The organism is Pseudoalteromonas lipolytica (assembly GCF_900116435.1).
Taxonomy (GTDB): Bacteria; Pseudomonadota; Gammaproteobacteria; order Enterobacterales; family Alteromonadaceae; genus Pseudoalteromonas; species Pseudoalteromonas lipolytica.
Genome location: NZ_FPAZ01000002.1, coordinates 198,092 through 212,639, shown reverse-complemented (window position 1 = coordinate 212,639; position 14,548 = coordinate 198,092). Strand labels below are relative to the sequence as shown.

Here is a 14,548-nt window from a genome sequence, read left to right as displayed (position 1 = left end):
TAATGGCATTTTTCTCATCAATCGAAAAGCGTATTCTTCTTCACCTTAAAAAATGGAGAAAGTTTTATATGCAACTCTTTTTAATTTTGATTGTTATCGCTGGTGGTATGGGGCTTTCCGTTGAAGCCGGGTTACTAGGGCCTTTGGGAACGCAAGTTGGCGATTTATGGGCAACATTTAGTATTTTCGCAGTTGGGGCTGCATTAACATTTTTGTTGATGTTGTTTTTTAGCCCTCGTAATAGTGCATCTTTTTTCTCTCAGCCATCATGGCAACTGTCAGGGGGAGTATTAGGTGTCGTTTATGTCGTTATTCTCACTGTGGCGACGCCTAAAATAGGTATTGCAATGACGATGATTGGTATTTTAGCTGGGCAAATCTCTAAAAGTTTAATTATCGATCACTTTGGTCTATTTGGTACCCCTCACAGAAGAATCGACAATAGACGAATTATTGCACTCATTTTCATCATTATCGCGTTAGCGATGGTTGCACAAGGTTAGGATCTATTATGACATTTATAATGATTTTATTAGCGATACTCGGTGGCGTTATGCTCAGTATTCAAGCAGCAATTAATGGTCAACTTGGAAGTAAATTAGGCGTTTTTAAGACCGCATTCCTTACATTTTCAGTGGGTGCATTAATCACAGCTTTATTGATCTTCTACTTTGAGCCAAAGCATTCAATCACGTTGCTGGATGTACCCAAATGGCAATTACTGGGAGCTATGTGTGGTGTTCCATATATAGTCATAATGGTACTTGCGGTGCAACGTATCGGTACCGCTGTCGCAACGGTTGCGGTTATTTTCGGGCAGCTAACAATGAGTATGTTAATTGATAATTTTGGCTGGCTGGGGAATGAGCCAATACCTTTTTCAATTTATAGGGTAATTGCAATTATTTGTCTTGGTATTGCCTTATATTTTATATATTCAAGCAATAAGACTACAAATAGCTCAAGTGAACAAAAATTAACGAGAACATTTACTTCAGATTAGTGTGTTTAAGTTATCTAATGTTTAAATATTCCTACCCAATGAGCTAGGTGCCTAGCTCATTGACTAATTAAAACGACGCTAAATGCGCTTTTACTTGCTTACAAAGTCTCATCAAAACATTCATAACGCAAAGTTACAAACAGTCTTCAACCAATGAATTCGACTCTTAAAGCTGCTTAATGGTTATCTGCGGTGCCTAGTTGAGATCCATATCATTTATCGGATTTTAATTTATTACTATTCTAGTTTTGGAACAGAAAGAACAAATTTTAGTTGTTCATAAAATAAATAATCCCCCTTATGACAATAGTCATAATTCTGTCATTTAATTGATCAATAATTGGCGCTAATTTAATCAACTAACGTAATGAAGAAGTAATGAACAGTGCTTTGGTGCAACTTTCGTTTGCACTCCCCTCTAGTGATGATCCCTTATGTGCGGCACTTGAGCATACAATGGAATACGAACAACTGCATTTTGTTGCTAACGAGCAAAAGCAGGTTTTGTTTTATTGTGTGCTACCCGAAGATGCGCATGAGGGCGATGTGATCTCTATTAGTGCGACCTATCCTAATGCGCGTGAATCAGCGTATTTTACTGCGCGCACACTGACGCAACATGACCTAGATCAGCAGCTTATTATGCTTACGTTAGAAAACGTGACACAAAGTGGTGAATTTGTATTGCAGCTAATGCTTCATGGTAAGCATGCAACATTGAAAGACAGCGCGCAATTCGACGTCGGTATCGCTGCCAACGCATCGCCACAATTAGCGCCGACAAACCACGCTAAAAATCAGGGTTTTCGGCACTATATCAGTAATCTTGGGGCAAGTTTCTTAGCGTTTTTCTAATCGCAAAAGCTTATTTTACCCATGGTAATATCGGGGATCCCTTGCTCGGTATTACCAAAACGCTGTTGACCCCCCGACAAACACTCATTTGCCAGAATCGCAAACAATACCGCCTCTTTCGCATCTGGATTAATGCCTAAGCTATCGGTGTTTTTAATAGCTGAAAGCTGCGGGCAATTCGCTAAGATCATATTCATTAGCAGCGGGTTATGCACTCCACCGCCACTGGCATACACTGCAATATCGGTCAGTTTTTCACTGCATTGGTTGATTGCTTTAGCAATCATTAAAGCCGAAAACGTGACTAAAGTGGCCATAACGTCGTAATGAGACAGATCGCTCGTGTTAGAACGTGCTTGAGCCGACGCTAAATAATCTAGGTTAAATACTTCTGGCCCTGTTGTCTTTGGAAAATCTAAACTAAAGAATGCATCACTACATAACGCCGCTAACAAAGCGTCGTTTGCGGTGCCTTTACTGGCGATTAATGCATCTTTATCATACTGAAGCGGAGCAAAATGACGCTGTACATACGCGTCCATAATGGTATTGCCTGGGCCAATGTCTGAACTAAAAACAGCTCGCGCATCGGCAGATTTTGGTAAATAGGTAAGATTAGCAATCCCCCCCATATTTAACAAAATACGGTTTTCTTGATGACTTGTGAAATACAAATAATCACCGTATACCGCCAAAGGAGCACCTTCTCCACCCGCAGCAATATGCTTTTGCCTAAAGTCGCCAATAGTGGTGATCCCTGCGGTAACCGCGAGATGATCACTGTCACCAATTTGTAACGTTGCATTACCGTATTCAGGGCGTTTGTGCTGAGTTTTAGGGCAATGATAAATAGTTTGTCCATGACTTGCTATTACATCGATATGCTCTTTATCTATACCCCAGCTCGCTAAAGTATGTGCAACCATCTCGCCATGAAGCTGGCCTATCCACGGGTTAAGTAAGGTTACTTCTTCAAGGTCGCATTCTCGCTTTGCAAACACCCGCTTAACGCGTGATTTATAATTATCGTCGTAATCAACGGTAGTAAACTTAATAACATCAACATGGGTATTCATGCCTTGCCCAGAGACCTCACACAGCGCAATATCAAGGCCATCTAATGAGGTGCCACTCATCAGACCAATAATTAATTTTTTTTCTTTTTTTGCACTTAAATACAGTTTTTCAATATGTTGATGCATAAATAAATCACTTAAAATCAGCTTGTTATATAATAATAAGCCGCTTGATGGATTGGAATAGTTTATATTTTAAAACAATACATTTAAAGAATAATTATTGCAAAGATTTTTAATTTGCTTTAAAACTGTACGGGTGAGCTCCCCAAAAGGAGAACACAACAGCCATCATAACAAAAAGTATGACGCATTAAATTAACTAAATGGTCTTGGTCGCATACCAACCAGCGTTGATTTAAATGATAAAACGCTAGGGAATCAACATGAAAGCAAAGACAACTCACACAAAACGTTCGCTACTGCTGCTCTCACCACTTGCTATTGCTGTAAGCTCGGTTATGGGGGTGGCGCACGCTGCAGATACCGAACAAGCCAAAAAGCCTGAAGTAATCACTGTAACAGGCTCACGTATTCAACGAACCGAATTAGTTTCAAGCAGCCCTGTTGTCAGCGTTGATGAAGCACAAATTCACCTAGACCGTGCGGTAAACGTTGAAGATATTACGGCTAAACTGCCACAAGCGGCAGCAGGTGCAAATAGCACAGGCGCAACCGTTGGCGACTCGTTTGGCTCATCGACGATTGATTTACGTGGCCTAGGTCAAAACAGAACACTTGTGCTTATTGATGGTACACGCGCTGTACCTTTTAGTTTTCGAAACTCAGTTGACGTAAATACGATTCCGGCAGGTTTAATTAAGCGTGTTGACGTGCTTACCGGCGGTGCTGCTGCGGTATACGGTGCTGATGCCGTTGCTGGGGTTGTAAACTTTGTATTAGATGATGATTTTACCGGTGCTGAATTCTCGACGAGTTATGAAAGTGCAGATGGCGGGAATGAAAAACTTAATTTTGAAGCAATTTTCGGGGGTGATATCGCCGAGGGTCGCGGCCACGTTACCGGATATTTAGGCTACACCGAACGTAAAGAACTTTTAGCAGGCGAGCGAAGCTACGCCCTTGATAACTCAACACCGCTGATTAATAGTGGTGGTTACTATACCGATGTTGCATCAGGCAATAGCCTTGCTATAACAGATGCTGGAAGTGTTTCAAATGAGCGTCAAACGACTGATTTTACAGCCGATCGTTACTTAACCCAACCAATGGATCGCTTTTCAACTGGCTTGTTATTCGATGTTGATGTAAGCAACAGCGCCGTTGCATATGGGCGTGCCATGTATTCGAAAGTGACTGTAAAGGGAGCGGGTGCCAGTGGTCAAACACCTATTTTTGTGAACGAGCAAGTCACTCTTACCAGTAATAACCCGTATATTCCTAGCGAGTTACGTGACCAACTAACGTTTGATAGCGAAGGTAATGCACGTGTAAATGTAGAGCGAAACCTTGGTTTAGGTGTGCAACATACAGAAGCCGTTCGCGATTCAATGCAATTTCAATTAGGTTTAAAAGGCGATTTAACCGATTACTTACGCTACGATGTGTATGGTCAATACGGTAAAACCGACGAAGTAGCAACCATTTATAACAATGCCTATCGCAATGACAACAGTGGCAACAGCCGCTTTGCAGCGCTAGCTAACTCAGTGGACATTTTTGATCCCAACCTCGACTTAACTGATTTCAGCGACCCACTAATTTATACCACTCGCGACCGTACACAAAGTGTGATTTCAGCAACCTTATCGGGTGATTCAGGGTTCTTGTTTGAGCTTCCTGCTGGCCCTGTCGACTTTGCCGTTGGTTACGAATACCGTAAAGAAACCGGTAAACAAACACCGGGCGATGCGTTTAGAAATGGCACCAGCTTTGCGTCAATTAGTGCATTTGATATGGACGCAAGCTTCAGCTCAGAAGAGTTTTATGCTGAGGTATTAGTGCCTATTTTAATTGATCAGCCCTTTGCCGAAGAGCTTAGCTTTGAAGGTGCTTATCGCATTTCTGACTACTCAAACACTGAAGCAGAAGACACCTATAAACTGGGTATAAACTGGGCAATTAACAGCGATATTCGTATTCGTGCAAACCGCTTAACGGCGTTTAGAGCACCTAACTTAGGTGAATTTGCCAGCCCTATTACGGCACTTTCGCTGTCGTTATTTGATCAAAACAGTGATCAATTTGTCCCTCGATTAGCGGGCCGTTATAACGGCGATCCTTGTTTGCTAGGTACGGGCGATGCAAGCCAATGTGCTGCATTTGGTGCGCCGCCAGTTGGCACTGAGTTTGACTCAAGCACAGCAAAATACACGTACGGCGGAAACCCAAATATTAAACCAGAGCAAGCTGAATCTGATACTTTGGGCATTGTTTACACTCCTAGCTATTTAGAAGGCTTTGATTTATCGTTAGATTATTACAGCATTCGCGTAACGGATGCGGTAAGTCAAATTCAACCAGGTGCGGCACTGCAAAGCTGTTACATTGACGATCCTAACCCGAATAACCCATTGTGTGGTGCAGTACTTCGCGATCCGAATACTGGGTTTATTAGCACAGCTATTGTTAACGACTTTAACTTAGCAGCAATTGAGCAAGCAGGTATTGACGTTGCGGCTAACTACGTTATTGATGCCCCAGCTCAAATGGGCGGTCGCTTTAGATTCTCGTACCAAGGTAACTTTGTTACTAAACAAACTCGCCAAAATAACAGCACCGTGGCAGAAGTAGACTGTAAAGGCACCTATGGCAGTGCGTGTTCTGGTGACTTTGCGAGTATTTTACAAGCAGACTATAAACACCGTGCAAGCATTGATTGGCAATTAGATAACATGAATTTCCAACTTGGCTGGCGCAGAATCGGGGAAGTAGAGTATGCTGTAGACCGTTCAGAAACAATCTCAGCACAAAATTATCTTGATTTCGCAGCAGCATGGCAAGTTAATGAGGAACTTGCTGTTAATTTTGGTGTCGATAACTTGTTAGACCGTGAACCACCAACACCTGAAATCGGTGCAAACCACTTTAATACCGTAAGTGATTATAGTGTGATTGGCCGCTCTGTCGGTGTTTCACTGAGATACGCTCCGAGTTTTAATTAGTCCTACTGTTTTAGCTACACAGGATTAATCCCCTCAAGCGCACCCTGCCCGGTGCGCTTTTTTATTGCCTCAAGATAGACCACTTAATTAAGCGAATTAGTATAATATTTAATTTTAACGCCTTAATAATTAGGTCAAAGTACCTAAATAAAAACTGATAAACAGGGAATGTATACATGCCATTTAATGAACAAGAACGCGCGGCTTTATTAGCGCTTAAAGGGGTCGGCCCCACAGTAGTAAAACGCTTTGAAGAAATAGGGATTGACTCATTTGAGCAGTTAGCAGGGTTCGATGCAAACACAATTGCTGAGCGAGTTGCCTCAATGCTACAGACAAGCTGTTGGAAAAATAGCCCGCAAGCAAAAGCGGCGATTAACGCCGCTATCACACGCGCTAAGCAAGGCTAATTTAAAGTTTAATTACCTCTATCGCACCGCGCTTTTGCATAGTAACAAAGAGTGTATCCTGCTCGTCGTTAAAGGTTAGGTTTGTGGGATGCTGGCCTTTAAGCGTGTAGGTTTTTAAAACCTTACCTTCAGGTGAAACCTCCAGCACTTTACCCGCTCCGTAACGGGTAATAAAAATATGCCCTTGGTTATTCACGCGCATGCCATCTAGGCCATGATCATCAAAGCGTATCAACACGCGTTTATTACTAATATTCAGTGCATCGTCAAGGTCATACTGCCATACAACGCGTTGCACACTTTCATTTACATACAGCTTGCTGTTGTCGTTATTCACGGCAACCCCGTTAGTGGTTCCCATGTTTTTTTCGAGAAGGTGTGTGCTACCGTCTGCGTTTATGCGCCACAGCTGTCCGGTGCTTTTTGCCCAATTAGGATCGCTGGCAAAAAAGCTTCCTCCTTGCGTAATCGCAATATCATTAGGTTGATTCATTTCGCTGTTGTGGGCAAATACTTCGACTTGTTGGCTGTTCGCAGGCACTTTTAAAATACGATGATTAACGTAATCGGCAATATAAAGGTTACCATGTTGATCAAATTGCAAACCATTACCAACGCTGTCATTTGGTAAGCGCACAAATAATGACGACTTGCCCATGTTATCGACTCGGCCTATCGTCCCTTGCTCTGCATAGTTAACGGCATACAAAGTGCCGTTGTACATGGTAGGTCCTTCAATGCCTTGCGTAAACACATTGTCTTTTACAAAGTCTTGGCTATCAACGGCCATAACGGTTTGTGAGCTAAAAAGCGCAACGACAGCTGCTAAAGTGCGAAATTTCATGATCATCCTTTTATTTATCTAGGCTGGTATAGACAGCTAAAATTGGGTACTCATTTTCACCAAACGAAAGTGTAAGGGAGCGCTTTTCTCCATCATCAAGCTTAATGCCTTCATCGAAAGTGAGTGGGTTTAATCGGCTGCCATCTGCAAACAACGCCATAATATGGTCGGCTTGTAAAATACGAGAGCCAGATGCTTTGTTTTCGATAGTAACCACGGCGAGACGTCGGCCACTTTCGCTACTCATCATCACACTATGCAAAATACTAAATTGGCTTTGTTTGGGATAACGTTTGGCGTCGTTTTCAAATGCAAACGCACCGCCCGAAAGCGAGACAGGGTCAACCGATAATACCTCATCATTCGCGTTAGCCTGAGCGCTAAACGCGCCAGTTAAAAGCGCCGTCGTTAACAATAAAATACGTTTCATATCAATCCTTTTGACTTATCTGTTGCATTTGAGCATACACCTTTCTATGCCCTCTGCAAAATCGATTATTGCATGACTGAAATTGTGTTTATTTTCACAGTGACAATTTAATCATTGAATTTTATGAATGCGCCCGCACTTCATCTATATGCACCACTTCATAAACCTAGTAATAGGAACAAAGTATGTCTGATATTCAAAATCGTCAATATATTCTTGAGTCTCGCCCAAATGGCGTCGCAAATGAAAGCAATATCGTATTAAAAACACACTCAGTACCCGCACCAAAAAACGGTGAGGTACTGCTAAGAACTATTTATTTATCACTCGACCCCTATATGCGTGGACGAATGAGCGATGCAGAGTCATATGCTGACCCTGTTGAAATTGGTGATGTGATGGTGGGCGCAACCGTATGCCAAGTTGAGCAATCAAACCACCCTGACTACCAAGAAGGTGAATGGGTGTTGGCGTATACGGGCTGGCAAGAATACGCAATCAGCGACACAAAAGGCTTAATGAAGCTGGGTAAGAACCCTGAAAACCCTTCTTATGCGTTAGGTATTATGGGTATGCCTGGTTTTACAGCGTACATGGGGCTTTTGGATATTGGTGAACCAAAACCAGGCGAAACGGTCGTTGTTGCTGCGGCCACAGGACCTGTCGGTGCAACAGTAGGGCAAATTGCTAAATTAAAAGGCTGTAAGGTCGTTGGCGTAGCTGGCGGTAAAGAAAAATGCCAACATGCTGTTGAAAACCTTGGGTTCGATGCTTGTATTGACCACAAAGCGGATGATTTTGCAGAACAGTTAAGCGCAGCCTGTAATAAAGGCATTGATGTCTATTATGAAAATGTCGGTGGTCATGTACTCGACGCCGTCTTACCACTGTTAAATACCAAAGCACGCATTCCATTATGTGGCTTAGTATCACAGTACAATGCAACCGAGCTGCCACCGGGCCCAGACCGCTTGTCTATGCTTATGGGCTTAATTTTAAAGAAACGTATTAAAGTGCAAGGTTTCATTATTTTTGATGACTACGCTCATCGTTATGAGGAGTTCGCAAAAGACATGCAAGCATGGCTAAGCGAAGGAAAAATCAAATATAAAGAGCACCTTGAAGCTAATTTCGAAAATACACTTAACGCCTTTAATGCTATGTTGAATGGTGATAATTTTGGCAAAACTGTCGTGCAAGTTCAGCAGCCAATGTAAATTTTTTAGGCGTAGCAACTCATGCTGCGCCACTATTAAGGATAACGAATGATTAAGTTACACCATTTAAATAAATCACGTTCTAAACGTATTATTTGGTTACTGGAAGAGCTTGGTGTCGATTACGACATTGTTGCCTATCAACGCAATAAAGAAACGTTTTTAGCGCCTGATGAACTAAAACAAATTCATCCGCTGGGTAAATCGCCCGTTATTGAAGATAACGGTAAAGTAATTACCGAGTCTGGTGCAATTACTGATTATCTAATTAGCCAGTACGGGCAAGGCAAGTTTATGCCAAGTCAGCAAAGCGACAGCTATGTTGATTACCAGCAATGGCTGCATTTTGCTGAAAGCTCTGCCATGGTGCCTCTTCTACTAAAACTCTTTATTACTAAAGATGGCTGTCAAACTAACTTTATTGCCGACTATGCCGACCATGAAATTGCTAAAATACTGAGCTATGTTAATCAGCAATTACAAGGTAAGCAGTACTTAGTCGACGACACATTGACAGGCGCTGATTTCATGATGTCTTTTGTTGTAGAGCAGGTTGCTCAGGCGGGTAAGCTGTCGCACTTCCCTGAAATCGAACGCTACTTTGAGCAGCTAAAAACTCACGAAAGCTATCACACAGCTAATGAGCTAGAAGCAAAATACGATTAGCGTAAAAAGTAAGGGCACTGTTTGGTGCCTTTACTCCCTCTATATTATTACGATGGAGGGCATAGCCGCGGTTTTACTGGGCATTTTTAAAATAGTAAATAAGTAATGTTTGTACCTATTCACGAATTATCTAACGATTTAAACATCGCCATATTAGTACCAAACCTAACCGCCTCAGAGCATGCAACATTGCTATGCCCACAGACATTTCAAGCAACAGATTTTGCTCAATTCGATGCCGTATTTGTTGGCGGGCTTGATTGCTCTAACACAAAAGAGCTTACTGATTATTGTGCATCGTATGGCACACCACTCATTAAAATAACCCACCCAAGCAACGACACAAGCGTGATACAAAATGTCATTTTAAATATTGTTGCCAAGCTTTACAGTCATGAAATGCCGAGCAATATAGACCTTGCAGATATCATAAACCTTAATAATGAAGCAGACACATTATGTTGCTTTGATTCCTTTCAAGCAGCGGTGACATTTTTAAACACCGTAAATAACGCTATCGTTAGCAATGGCCTGTACTTAGCATCGCCTCACCTTGATTTAGAAACTTTCACAAAACACTCACAACAACTTTCTACCTATATCGCTGATAGCGGCTATTTATGTGCCAGTTTGTTTAGTTCACGTAATGCAAAGTCGTCTGTGTTGATTGGGCTCAAGGTAAAGTAAGCATGGCCATGTTCATCGCCAAAAATAATCAGTAAAGAAGAGGCAAGCGTCGCTAATATCCTTACGTCACGCAGACTCTGTTGCGGCCAGACTTTTTAGCTTGATACATCGCGTGATCTGCTCTTTCAATTGCCTGCTCAATATCATCGTTAACACTGACAGAGGCAATACCAAACGAGCCTGTCACATTTATAGGCGTGTTGGTCCCAATATTAATGTTTAACTCTTCGACACTCGCTCTTAAACGCTTTGGGCATATTAGTCCTAATACAATTAATGCCGCCATTCAAAAACTTTTTAAACAAGAGAAAATACCTGTTGCACACTTTACCGTACATGATCTTCGTCGAACATGTCGAAGTCTACTCGCTGAAGCTGGTGTTGCTGGCCATGTCGCTGAGCGTTGCCTTAACCATAAATTAAAAGGCGTTTAAGGTATATACGACAGGTATGATTATTTAGATGAAAGGCGAGGAGCACTTAATCTAATTAGTAATCAATTAGCCCTGTTGATTTGACCATATATTCTTTATAAAAATTTAGAGCGACTTCACAGTAGTAGTGGTGAGCAACAATTAGCCTCACCTTGCAGTACGATTAGAGTCGCATAAGAGTTTAACTATTACAATTTCTCAGCGCCTTTTGCTCATCTGAAAGTTGAGGCAAAAAGAAAGAAACTCGCTCTTGAGTTGTAAGGCACTTATAGTTCGGTGTTAGTTTCTCTATTGCTTTATCAATCAGTGATTTTATTGAAACTAAAGCCCATTCATTCAACAAACTTCCGTGCAAAGTGTGGATACTTTTTCCGTCTGTAGTAAATGAGTCTATGGGTTGAAAAAAGCTGAACTCCCTGACAATACCTCGACTCGCTAAGCTCCATAAAATCAAGTTATTTGGTGTTGTTTTAAATATAATCTGATCACCATTACCAACGAATAGATATTCAGAGCTACTTATAGTGTACTCTGTTAGTAATTCTTCGCCCGTCAGAGCAGAAAAAATACGCGTATATTTTCTTCCATCTTCATTTATGAACTCGAAAGCTACTAACTTAGAGTTTTTACTAAAAGTAATATCTTTCAAATCTAAGTTTTTTAATGAAAACTCCCAAAGCTTTTGACCAGAAATTAAAGATTTCATTTTAATCAATTCATCTAAATCATCTGCAGTAGTTTGATGATAAGCAAAAAGCGCTTCATTAGGTGAGCTTTTGGTAAGGCGTATACCTCCAACTCCTTTATGAAAAACCTTAGTCTTTTTACTAAACTCAAAATTATAAAGGAAATACTCAGAGAAGGTTTTTATTAACGCCCCTGCTTCACTTGAAGGTACAGGCTTCACTATTCTCCCTTCAATTGTGTTTATTAATTCAAAAGAGTTGATATCCCAAATATCAATTTCATAAGAAGATATTTCTTGCGTCACTAATTTTCGGCCATAGTCAGTCACAAAGGCAAAATCAACATCAAACCCTAGTTCAACCTGATAGACAGTATTGTCGAGTTTGCTAAAGTTTAATATTTTCTTTTCTACTTTTTTCTTACGAGGAACAGGTGCAACATCCTTTTCAATATTTTCATTTTGGAAAGAATTTAACAAAAAAATAGGAATACCATCTTTATTAGCCTCCAAACTTTCTGACTTTTTACTATTAAACTTTTTAATAAGTGGAGTGCTTACAGCAAGCAAGTGAGGTTTAGTATTTCTCATAAATATAGATATTGCATCGTAGTTGCTATGATGAACCCGCTCTCCCGTAACCAGGTCGAATACGTAATTCTCTCCTCTAGGGGAAGACTCCTGGTCGATACACACCAACCATTTATTTTCTTCAATAATAAAAGCACTACTTAAACATCGATTATAAGAAGTAATATCCTGTGTTCTCCAAATAACCTTTTGAGACTCCAAATCTATCATTTGAAGCGATGTCGTATCACTGTAAATTATTTTTTTCTCTTCAACTACTAATACTAACTTACCACCGAACAAGTTTTCACTATCCAGTTTAGGAAACGATGCTAAATCTACCTGGTTAAAACCTTCACTGTACAAAGGAGCGGAGACTCTTACCCTTTTATCGTTTTGACTAATTAAAATATATCTATCGCCTCCCCAAGCACCATGAAGCTCAGTATCACTGAAAACTGTTATTGCATTGAGAAGGTTACCTGTACGCTTGTTCCATGCATAAAGTTCATTGTCATTATTTATTGCAACAATGGTATTTCCGGTATTATCAAAAAATGCACGTTGATATCCCGAATTATTATTTTTACCAATTAAATTGGTAGTTGTTCCAGTAGTTAAATCCCAACTTATTAACTCCTTGACCGTTGATATTAGTACATTGTTTCTATCGATTGAAATATCGATATCATTAACTTCTGAATTTAAAGTAAGTGTATCAATTAACTTATCGGATGAAGTTGAATAAAGCGCTAAATTAACATTATTCTCATCACTCCCTATTTCTATCACAGCAACCAACTCTCCATCAGGGCTAAATGATGTTAGCTTTTTTCCTGGCTTGTATATGTTAATAATATTTTTTATTGGAGTTTTTTTGTTAACAGGAATTAAATAAGCAACCTCTCCAAAACCACATGTATAGACATGTTCTCCAGATGGTGAAAAGTTTAGGTAAGTTAAAATGGAAGGTGAGTTAAAATCTAATATTAAATCCCATTGATGCAAATTATTTACACTAGAGCCCCATACTTTTAGCTTTTTCAAAGTGATATAAGCCAACTTCAGACCATCTTTCGACAATTTAAACTTGTCAATAACCGAGTCATCTTTAATCTTCTTTAAAACCTCACCTGTAACAGTGGATAAAATGGTAATTCCTTCCTTCTCTCTAAAAGCAATAACTGAACTGTCATAACTTATACTGATTTCTCTTCCAACGACGTCAAGCTTTTTTGTAAAAATCAACTTTCCACTTGCAATATTCCAAAGCTCTATAACTCCTGATTTATTTTTTTTCAAGAAAGTTAGAGCATCCCCAGAAAGTAAATAACTATCTACATTATTCTCGTCAAAAGATAAAAGAACATTATTTTTAAACAATGCACTAATTAAAGGTATTTTATTTCCTACAGCAGGCCTTTCCCCACCATATAATCCAGGTAGCGCATTTAACCCCAATAAAGTAGCAGTATCAAAATTACCTTTATTATTTTGACTATCTACTTGAGACATAATGAATGTGCTCTGTATTGAAAGTGCATTGTTTCTCTCAGCAATAGCTTCTTTACGAGATTTTTCTGCTTTTTTTTTCTCCCTTAATGCTGTATCTCGCGCAATTTCAGCTATAAACGCTTGATTTTCAGCTATTTCTTTTTGGGAGTACGCAAATACTCCTGCGCTGATAGCCAAAATTGCCAATATAGCTACCGCGCCCAACCATCGCCTCAATTTCTTAGCCTTCAATCGTTCTTGTTCTAACTGATATTCTTTATCACGTTGGGTGAGTTCGCCTAAAGGTACACCTAAAATGCCTGCAATGATTTTAAGCAGCATTAGATGAAGTTGTTGCTGATAGGAATCGACCTTTTTATCTATGGTTTTGTTATCAAGTTTAGTCGTGCTTTTTAAGTGTTCACGATAAGCTGCGGGGGTCGTCCAGCCCTCTTCTGGCTTACCGTCATTATTAATTCTAAAATCTGCAGCTATTGGCTCGGCATGTTTATCGGTAGGATTACCCTCGTGGTCGTATTCAAACTGTAGAGGAGTTGGGAAACACTCATCTTCTCTAGTAAAGCCCAGCTTTTGTTTACTGTCATCCCAACTAGTATTTGGCTCTCCATCTATCATGGCAGCAATAATACGGTCAGAGCCACCTAGCTTTTTAAAGTAATCTATTTCATCAGCTACATAAGTCGAGTCAACCGCTCGTGGTGAGCAAAGCACAACAAGTAAGTTTGTTTGCTCTAATGCACCAACAATAGACGTACCTAAATCAGCATGGGCTGGTAGCTCTTCTTCATCACGAAAAATAGGGTAAATACGGGCAGGTATAGCATCGCCTCGACCATTTTTTTTCCCTACTAAATCTTTGGGGACTTCATAGGTTTCAATAGCTTGGTGTAACCAGGTAGCCCATTGCCTGCCTTGTTCTTTATTATCGGCATGACGGTATGAAATAAAGGCATGGTATTTATATTGGTTAACTTTCGATTGTTTACTTTCTTCCATGTGAAACCTATTTTTATTATTTGTATATTTTATAG

General features: G+C 40.3%; 14 protein-coding genes. 9 read left to right on the top strand and 5 right to left on the bottom strand.

All coding sequences use genetic code 11. The annotated features are described in order from the left end of the window. Positions 1-2: 2 nt before the first annotated feature. The 3 genes from BM378_RS02450 to BM378_RS02440 all read left to right on the top strand — a co-directional run bounded on the left by BM378_RS02450 (position 3) and on the right by BM378_RS02440 (position 1,858). Positions 3-503 carry a DMT family transporter gene (locus BM378_RS02450; RefSeq protein WP_227006875.1) on the top strand — a complete coding sequence of 167 codons (501 nt, stop codon included), beginning with the start codon at positions 3-5 and terminating at the stop codon, positions 501-503. Positions 504-511: 8 nt separating this feature from the next. Beyond that, positions 512-1,003: a DMT family transporter gene (locus BM378_RS02445; protein ID WP_036972446.1), complete on the top strand. Its 492-nt coding sequence runs from the start codon at positions 512-514 to the stop codon at positions 1,001-1,003. 378 nt (positions 1,004-1,381) lie between these two features. Beyond that, the gene (locus BM378_RS02440) at positions 1,382-1,858 is read left to right on the top strand and encodes a hypothetical protein (protein WP_074988506.1); all 477 of its coding nucleotides are present in this window, start codon (positions 1,382-1,384) and stop codon (positions 1,856-1,858) included. Here BM378_RS02440 and BM378_RS02435 read toward each other — a convergent pair. Continuing rightward, positions 1,855-3,060, bottom strand: coding sequence for an anhydro-N-acetylmuramic acid kinase (locus tag BM378_RS02435; protein WP_074988505.1), 1,206 nt, complete (start codon positions 3,058-3,060; stop codon positions 1,855-1,857). The two genes, BM378_RS02440 and BM378_RS02435, sit on opposite strands and share 4 nt — an antisense overlap. A 260-nt stretch (positions 3,061-3,320) precedes the next feature. On the opposite strand from BM378_RS02435, the gene BM378_RS02430 reads away from it, so the two are divergent. Together BM378_RS02430 and BM378_RS02425 are read left to right on the top strand one after the other, a co-directional pair. Then, positions 3,321-6,059 (top strand): TonB-dependent receptor domain-containing protein, encoded by a 2,739-nt coding sequence (locus BM378_RS02430; protein WP_074988504.1) that lies wholly within the window; start codon positions 3,321-3,323, stop codon positions 6,057-6,059. Between the two features lie 176 nt (positions 6,060-6,235). Then, positions 6,236-6,469: a hypothetical protein gene (locus BM378_RS02425; protein WP_065978546.1), complete on the top strand. Its 234-nt coding sequence runs from the start codon at positions 6,236-6,238 to the stop codon at positions 6,467-6,469. Between the two features lies 1 nt (position 6,470). On the opposite strand, the gene BM378_RS02420 is transcribed toward BM378_RS02425, so the two are convergent. After that, positions 6,471-7,313, bottom strand: coding sequence for an SMP-30/gluconolactonase/LRE family protein (locus tag BM378_RS02420; RefSeq protein ID WP_074988503.1), 843 nt, complete (start codon positions 7,311-7,313; stop codon positions 6,471-6,473). Between the two features lie 10 nt (positions 7,314-7,323). Then, positions 7,324-7,743 carry a hypothetical protein gene (locus BM378_RS02415; protein ID WP_065978548.1) on the bottom strand — a complete coding sequence of 140 codons (420 nt, stop codon included), beginning with the start codon at positions 7,741-7,743 and terminating at the stop codon, positions 7,324-7,326. Positions 7,744-7,928: 185 nt separating this feature from the next. Here BM378_RS02415 and curA point away from each other — a divergent pair, with 185 nt between their 5' ends. The 3 genes from curA (at position 7,929) to BM378_RS02400 (ending at position 10,313) form a co-directional block, all read left to right on the top strand. Continuing rightward, a complete protein-coding gene (gene curA, locus BM378_RS02410; RefSeq protein ID WP_074988502.1) occupies positions 7,929-8,960 on the top strand; it encodes an NADPH-dependent curcumin/dihydrocurcumin reductase in 1,032 nt (343 codons plus the stop codon). Between the two features lie 48 nt (positions 8,961-9,008). After that, positions 9,009-9,626 (top strand): glutathione S-transferase family protein, encoded by a 618-nt coding sequence (locus BM378_RS02405; RefSeq protein ID WP_036972455.1) that lies wholly within the window; start codon positions 9,009-9,011, stop codon positions 9,624-9,626. Between the two features lie 105 nt (positions 9,627-9,731). Further along, a complete protein-coding gene (locus BM378_RS02400; RefSeq protein WP_074988501.1) occupies positions 9,732-10,313 on the top strand; it encodes a hypothetical protein in 582 nt (193 codons plus the stop codon). Between the two features lie 61 nt (positions 10,314-10,374). On the opposite strand, the gene BM378_RS02395 is transcribed toward BM378_RS02400, so the two are convergent. Then, complete coding sequence (locus BM378_RS02395; RefSeq protein WP_051501884.1) at positions 10,375-10,599, bottom strand: GGDEF domain-containing protein; 225 nt, start codon at positions 10,597-10,599, stop codon at positions 10,375-10,377. Between BM378_RS02395 and BM378_RS20275 the strand changes: the two genes are divergently transcribed. Next, positions 10,529-10,747 carry a tyrosine-type recombinase/integrase gene (locus BM378_RS20275; RefSeq protein ID WP_227006874.1) on the top strand — a complete coding sequence of 73 codons (219 nt, stop codon included), beginning with the start codon at positions 10,529-10,531 and terminating at the stop codon, positions 10,745-10,747. The genes BM378_RS02395 and BM378_RS20275 overlap by 71 nt on opposite strands. Before the next feature lie 181 nt (positions 10,748-10,928). On the opposite strand, the gene BM378_RS02385 is transcribed toward BM378_RS20275, so the two are convergent. After that, positions 10,929-14,513: a toll/interleukin-1 receptor domain-containing protein gene (locus BM378_RS02385; RefSeq protein WP_074988500.1), complete on the bottom strand. Its 3,585-nt coding sequence runs from the start codon at positions 14,511-14,513 to the stop codon at positions 10,929-10,931. Positions 14,514-14,548 lie beyond the last annotated feature (35 nt).

Bases quoted from the DNA above. Each gene is read 5' to 3' on its own strand.
- BM378_RS02450 (WP_227006875.1), top strand. From the start codon at position 3: ATGGCATTTTTCTCATCAATCGAAAAGCGTATTCTTCTTCACCTTAAA.
- BM378_RS02445 (WP_036972446.1), top strand. From the start codon at position 512: ATGACATTTATAATGATTTTATTAGCGATACTCGGTGGCGTTATGCTC.
- BM378_RS02440 (WP_074988506.1), top strand. From the start codon at position 1,382: ATGAACAGTGCTTTGGTGCAACTTTCGTTTGCACTCCCCTCTAGTGAT.
- BM378_RS02435 (WP_074988505.1), bottom strand. From the start codon at position 3,060: ATGCATCAACATATTGAAAAACTGTATTTAAGTGCAAAAAAAGAAAAA.
- BM378_RS02430 (WP_074988504.1), top strand. From the start codon at position 3,321: ATGAAAGCAAAGACAACTCACACAAAACGTTCGCTACTGCTGCTCTCA.
- BM378_RS02425 (WP_065978546.1), top strand. From the start codon at position 6,236: ATGCCATTTAATGAACAAGAACGCGCGGCTTTATTAGCGCTTAAAGGG.
- BM378_RS02420 (WP_074988503.1), bottom strand. From the start codon at position 7,313: ATGAAATTTCGCACTTTAGCAGCTGTCGTTGCGCTTTTTAGCTCACAA.
- BM378_RS02415 (WP_065978548.1), bottom strand. From the start codon at position 7,743: ATGAAACGTATTTTATTGTTAACGACGGCGCTTTTAACTGGCGCGTTT.
- curA (WP_074988502.1), top strand. From the start codon at position 7,929: ATGTCTGATATTCAAAATCGTCAATATATTCTTGAGTCTCGCCCAAAT.
- BM378_RS02405 (WP_036972455.1), top strand. From the start codon at position 9,009: ATGATTAAGTTACACCATTTAAATAAATCACGTTCTAAACGTATTATT.
- BM378_RS02400 (WP_074988501.1), top strand. From the start codon at position 9,732: ATGTTTGTACCTATTCACGAATTATCTAACGATTTAAACATCGCCATA.
- BM378_RS20275 (WP_227006874.1), top strand. From the start codon at position 10,529: ATGTTTAACTCTTCGACACTCGCTCTTAAACGCTTTGGGCATATTAGT.
- BM378_RS02395 (WP_051501884.1), bottom strand. From the start codon at position 10,599: ATGGCGGCATTAATTGTATTAGGACTAATATGCCCAAAGCGTTTAAGA.
- BM378_RS02385 (WP_074988500.1), bottom strand. From the start codon at position 14,513: ATGGAAGAAAGTAAACAATCGAAAGTTAACCAATATAAATACCATGCC.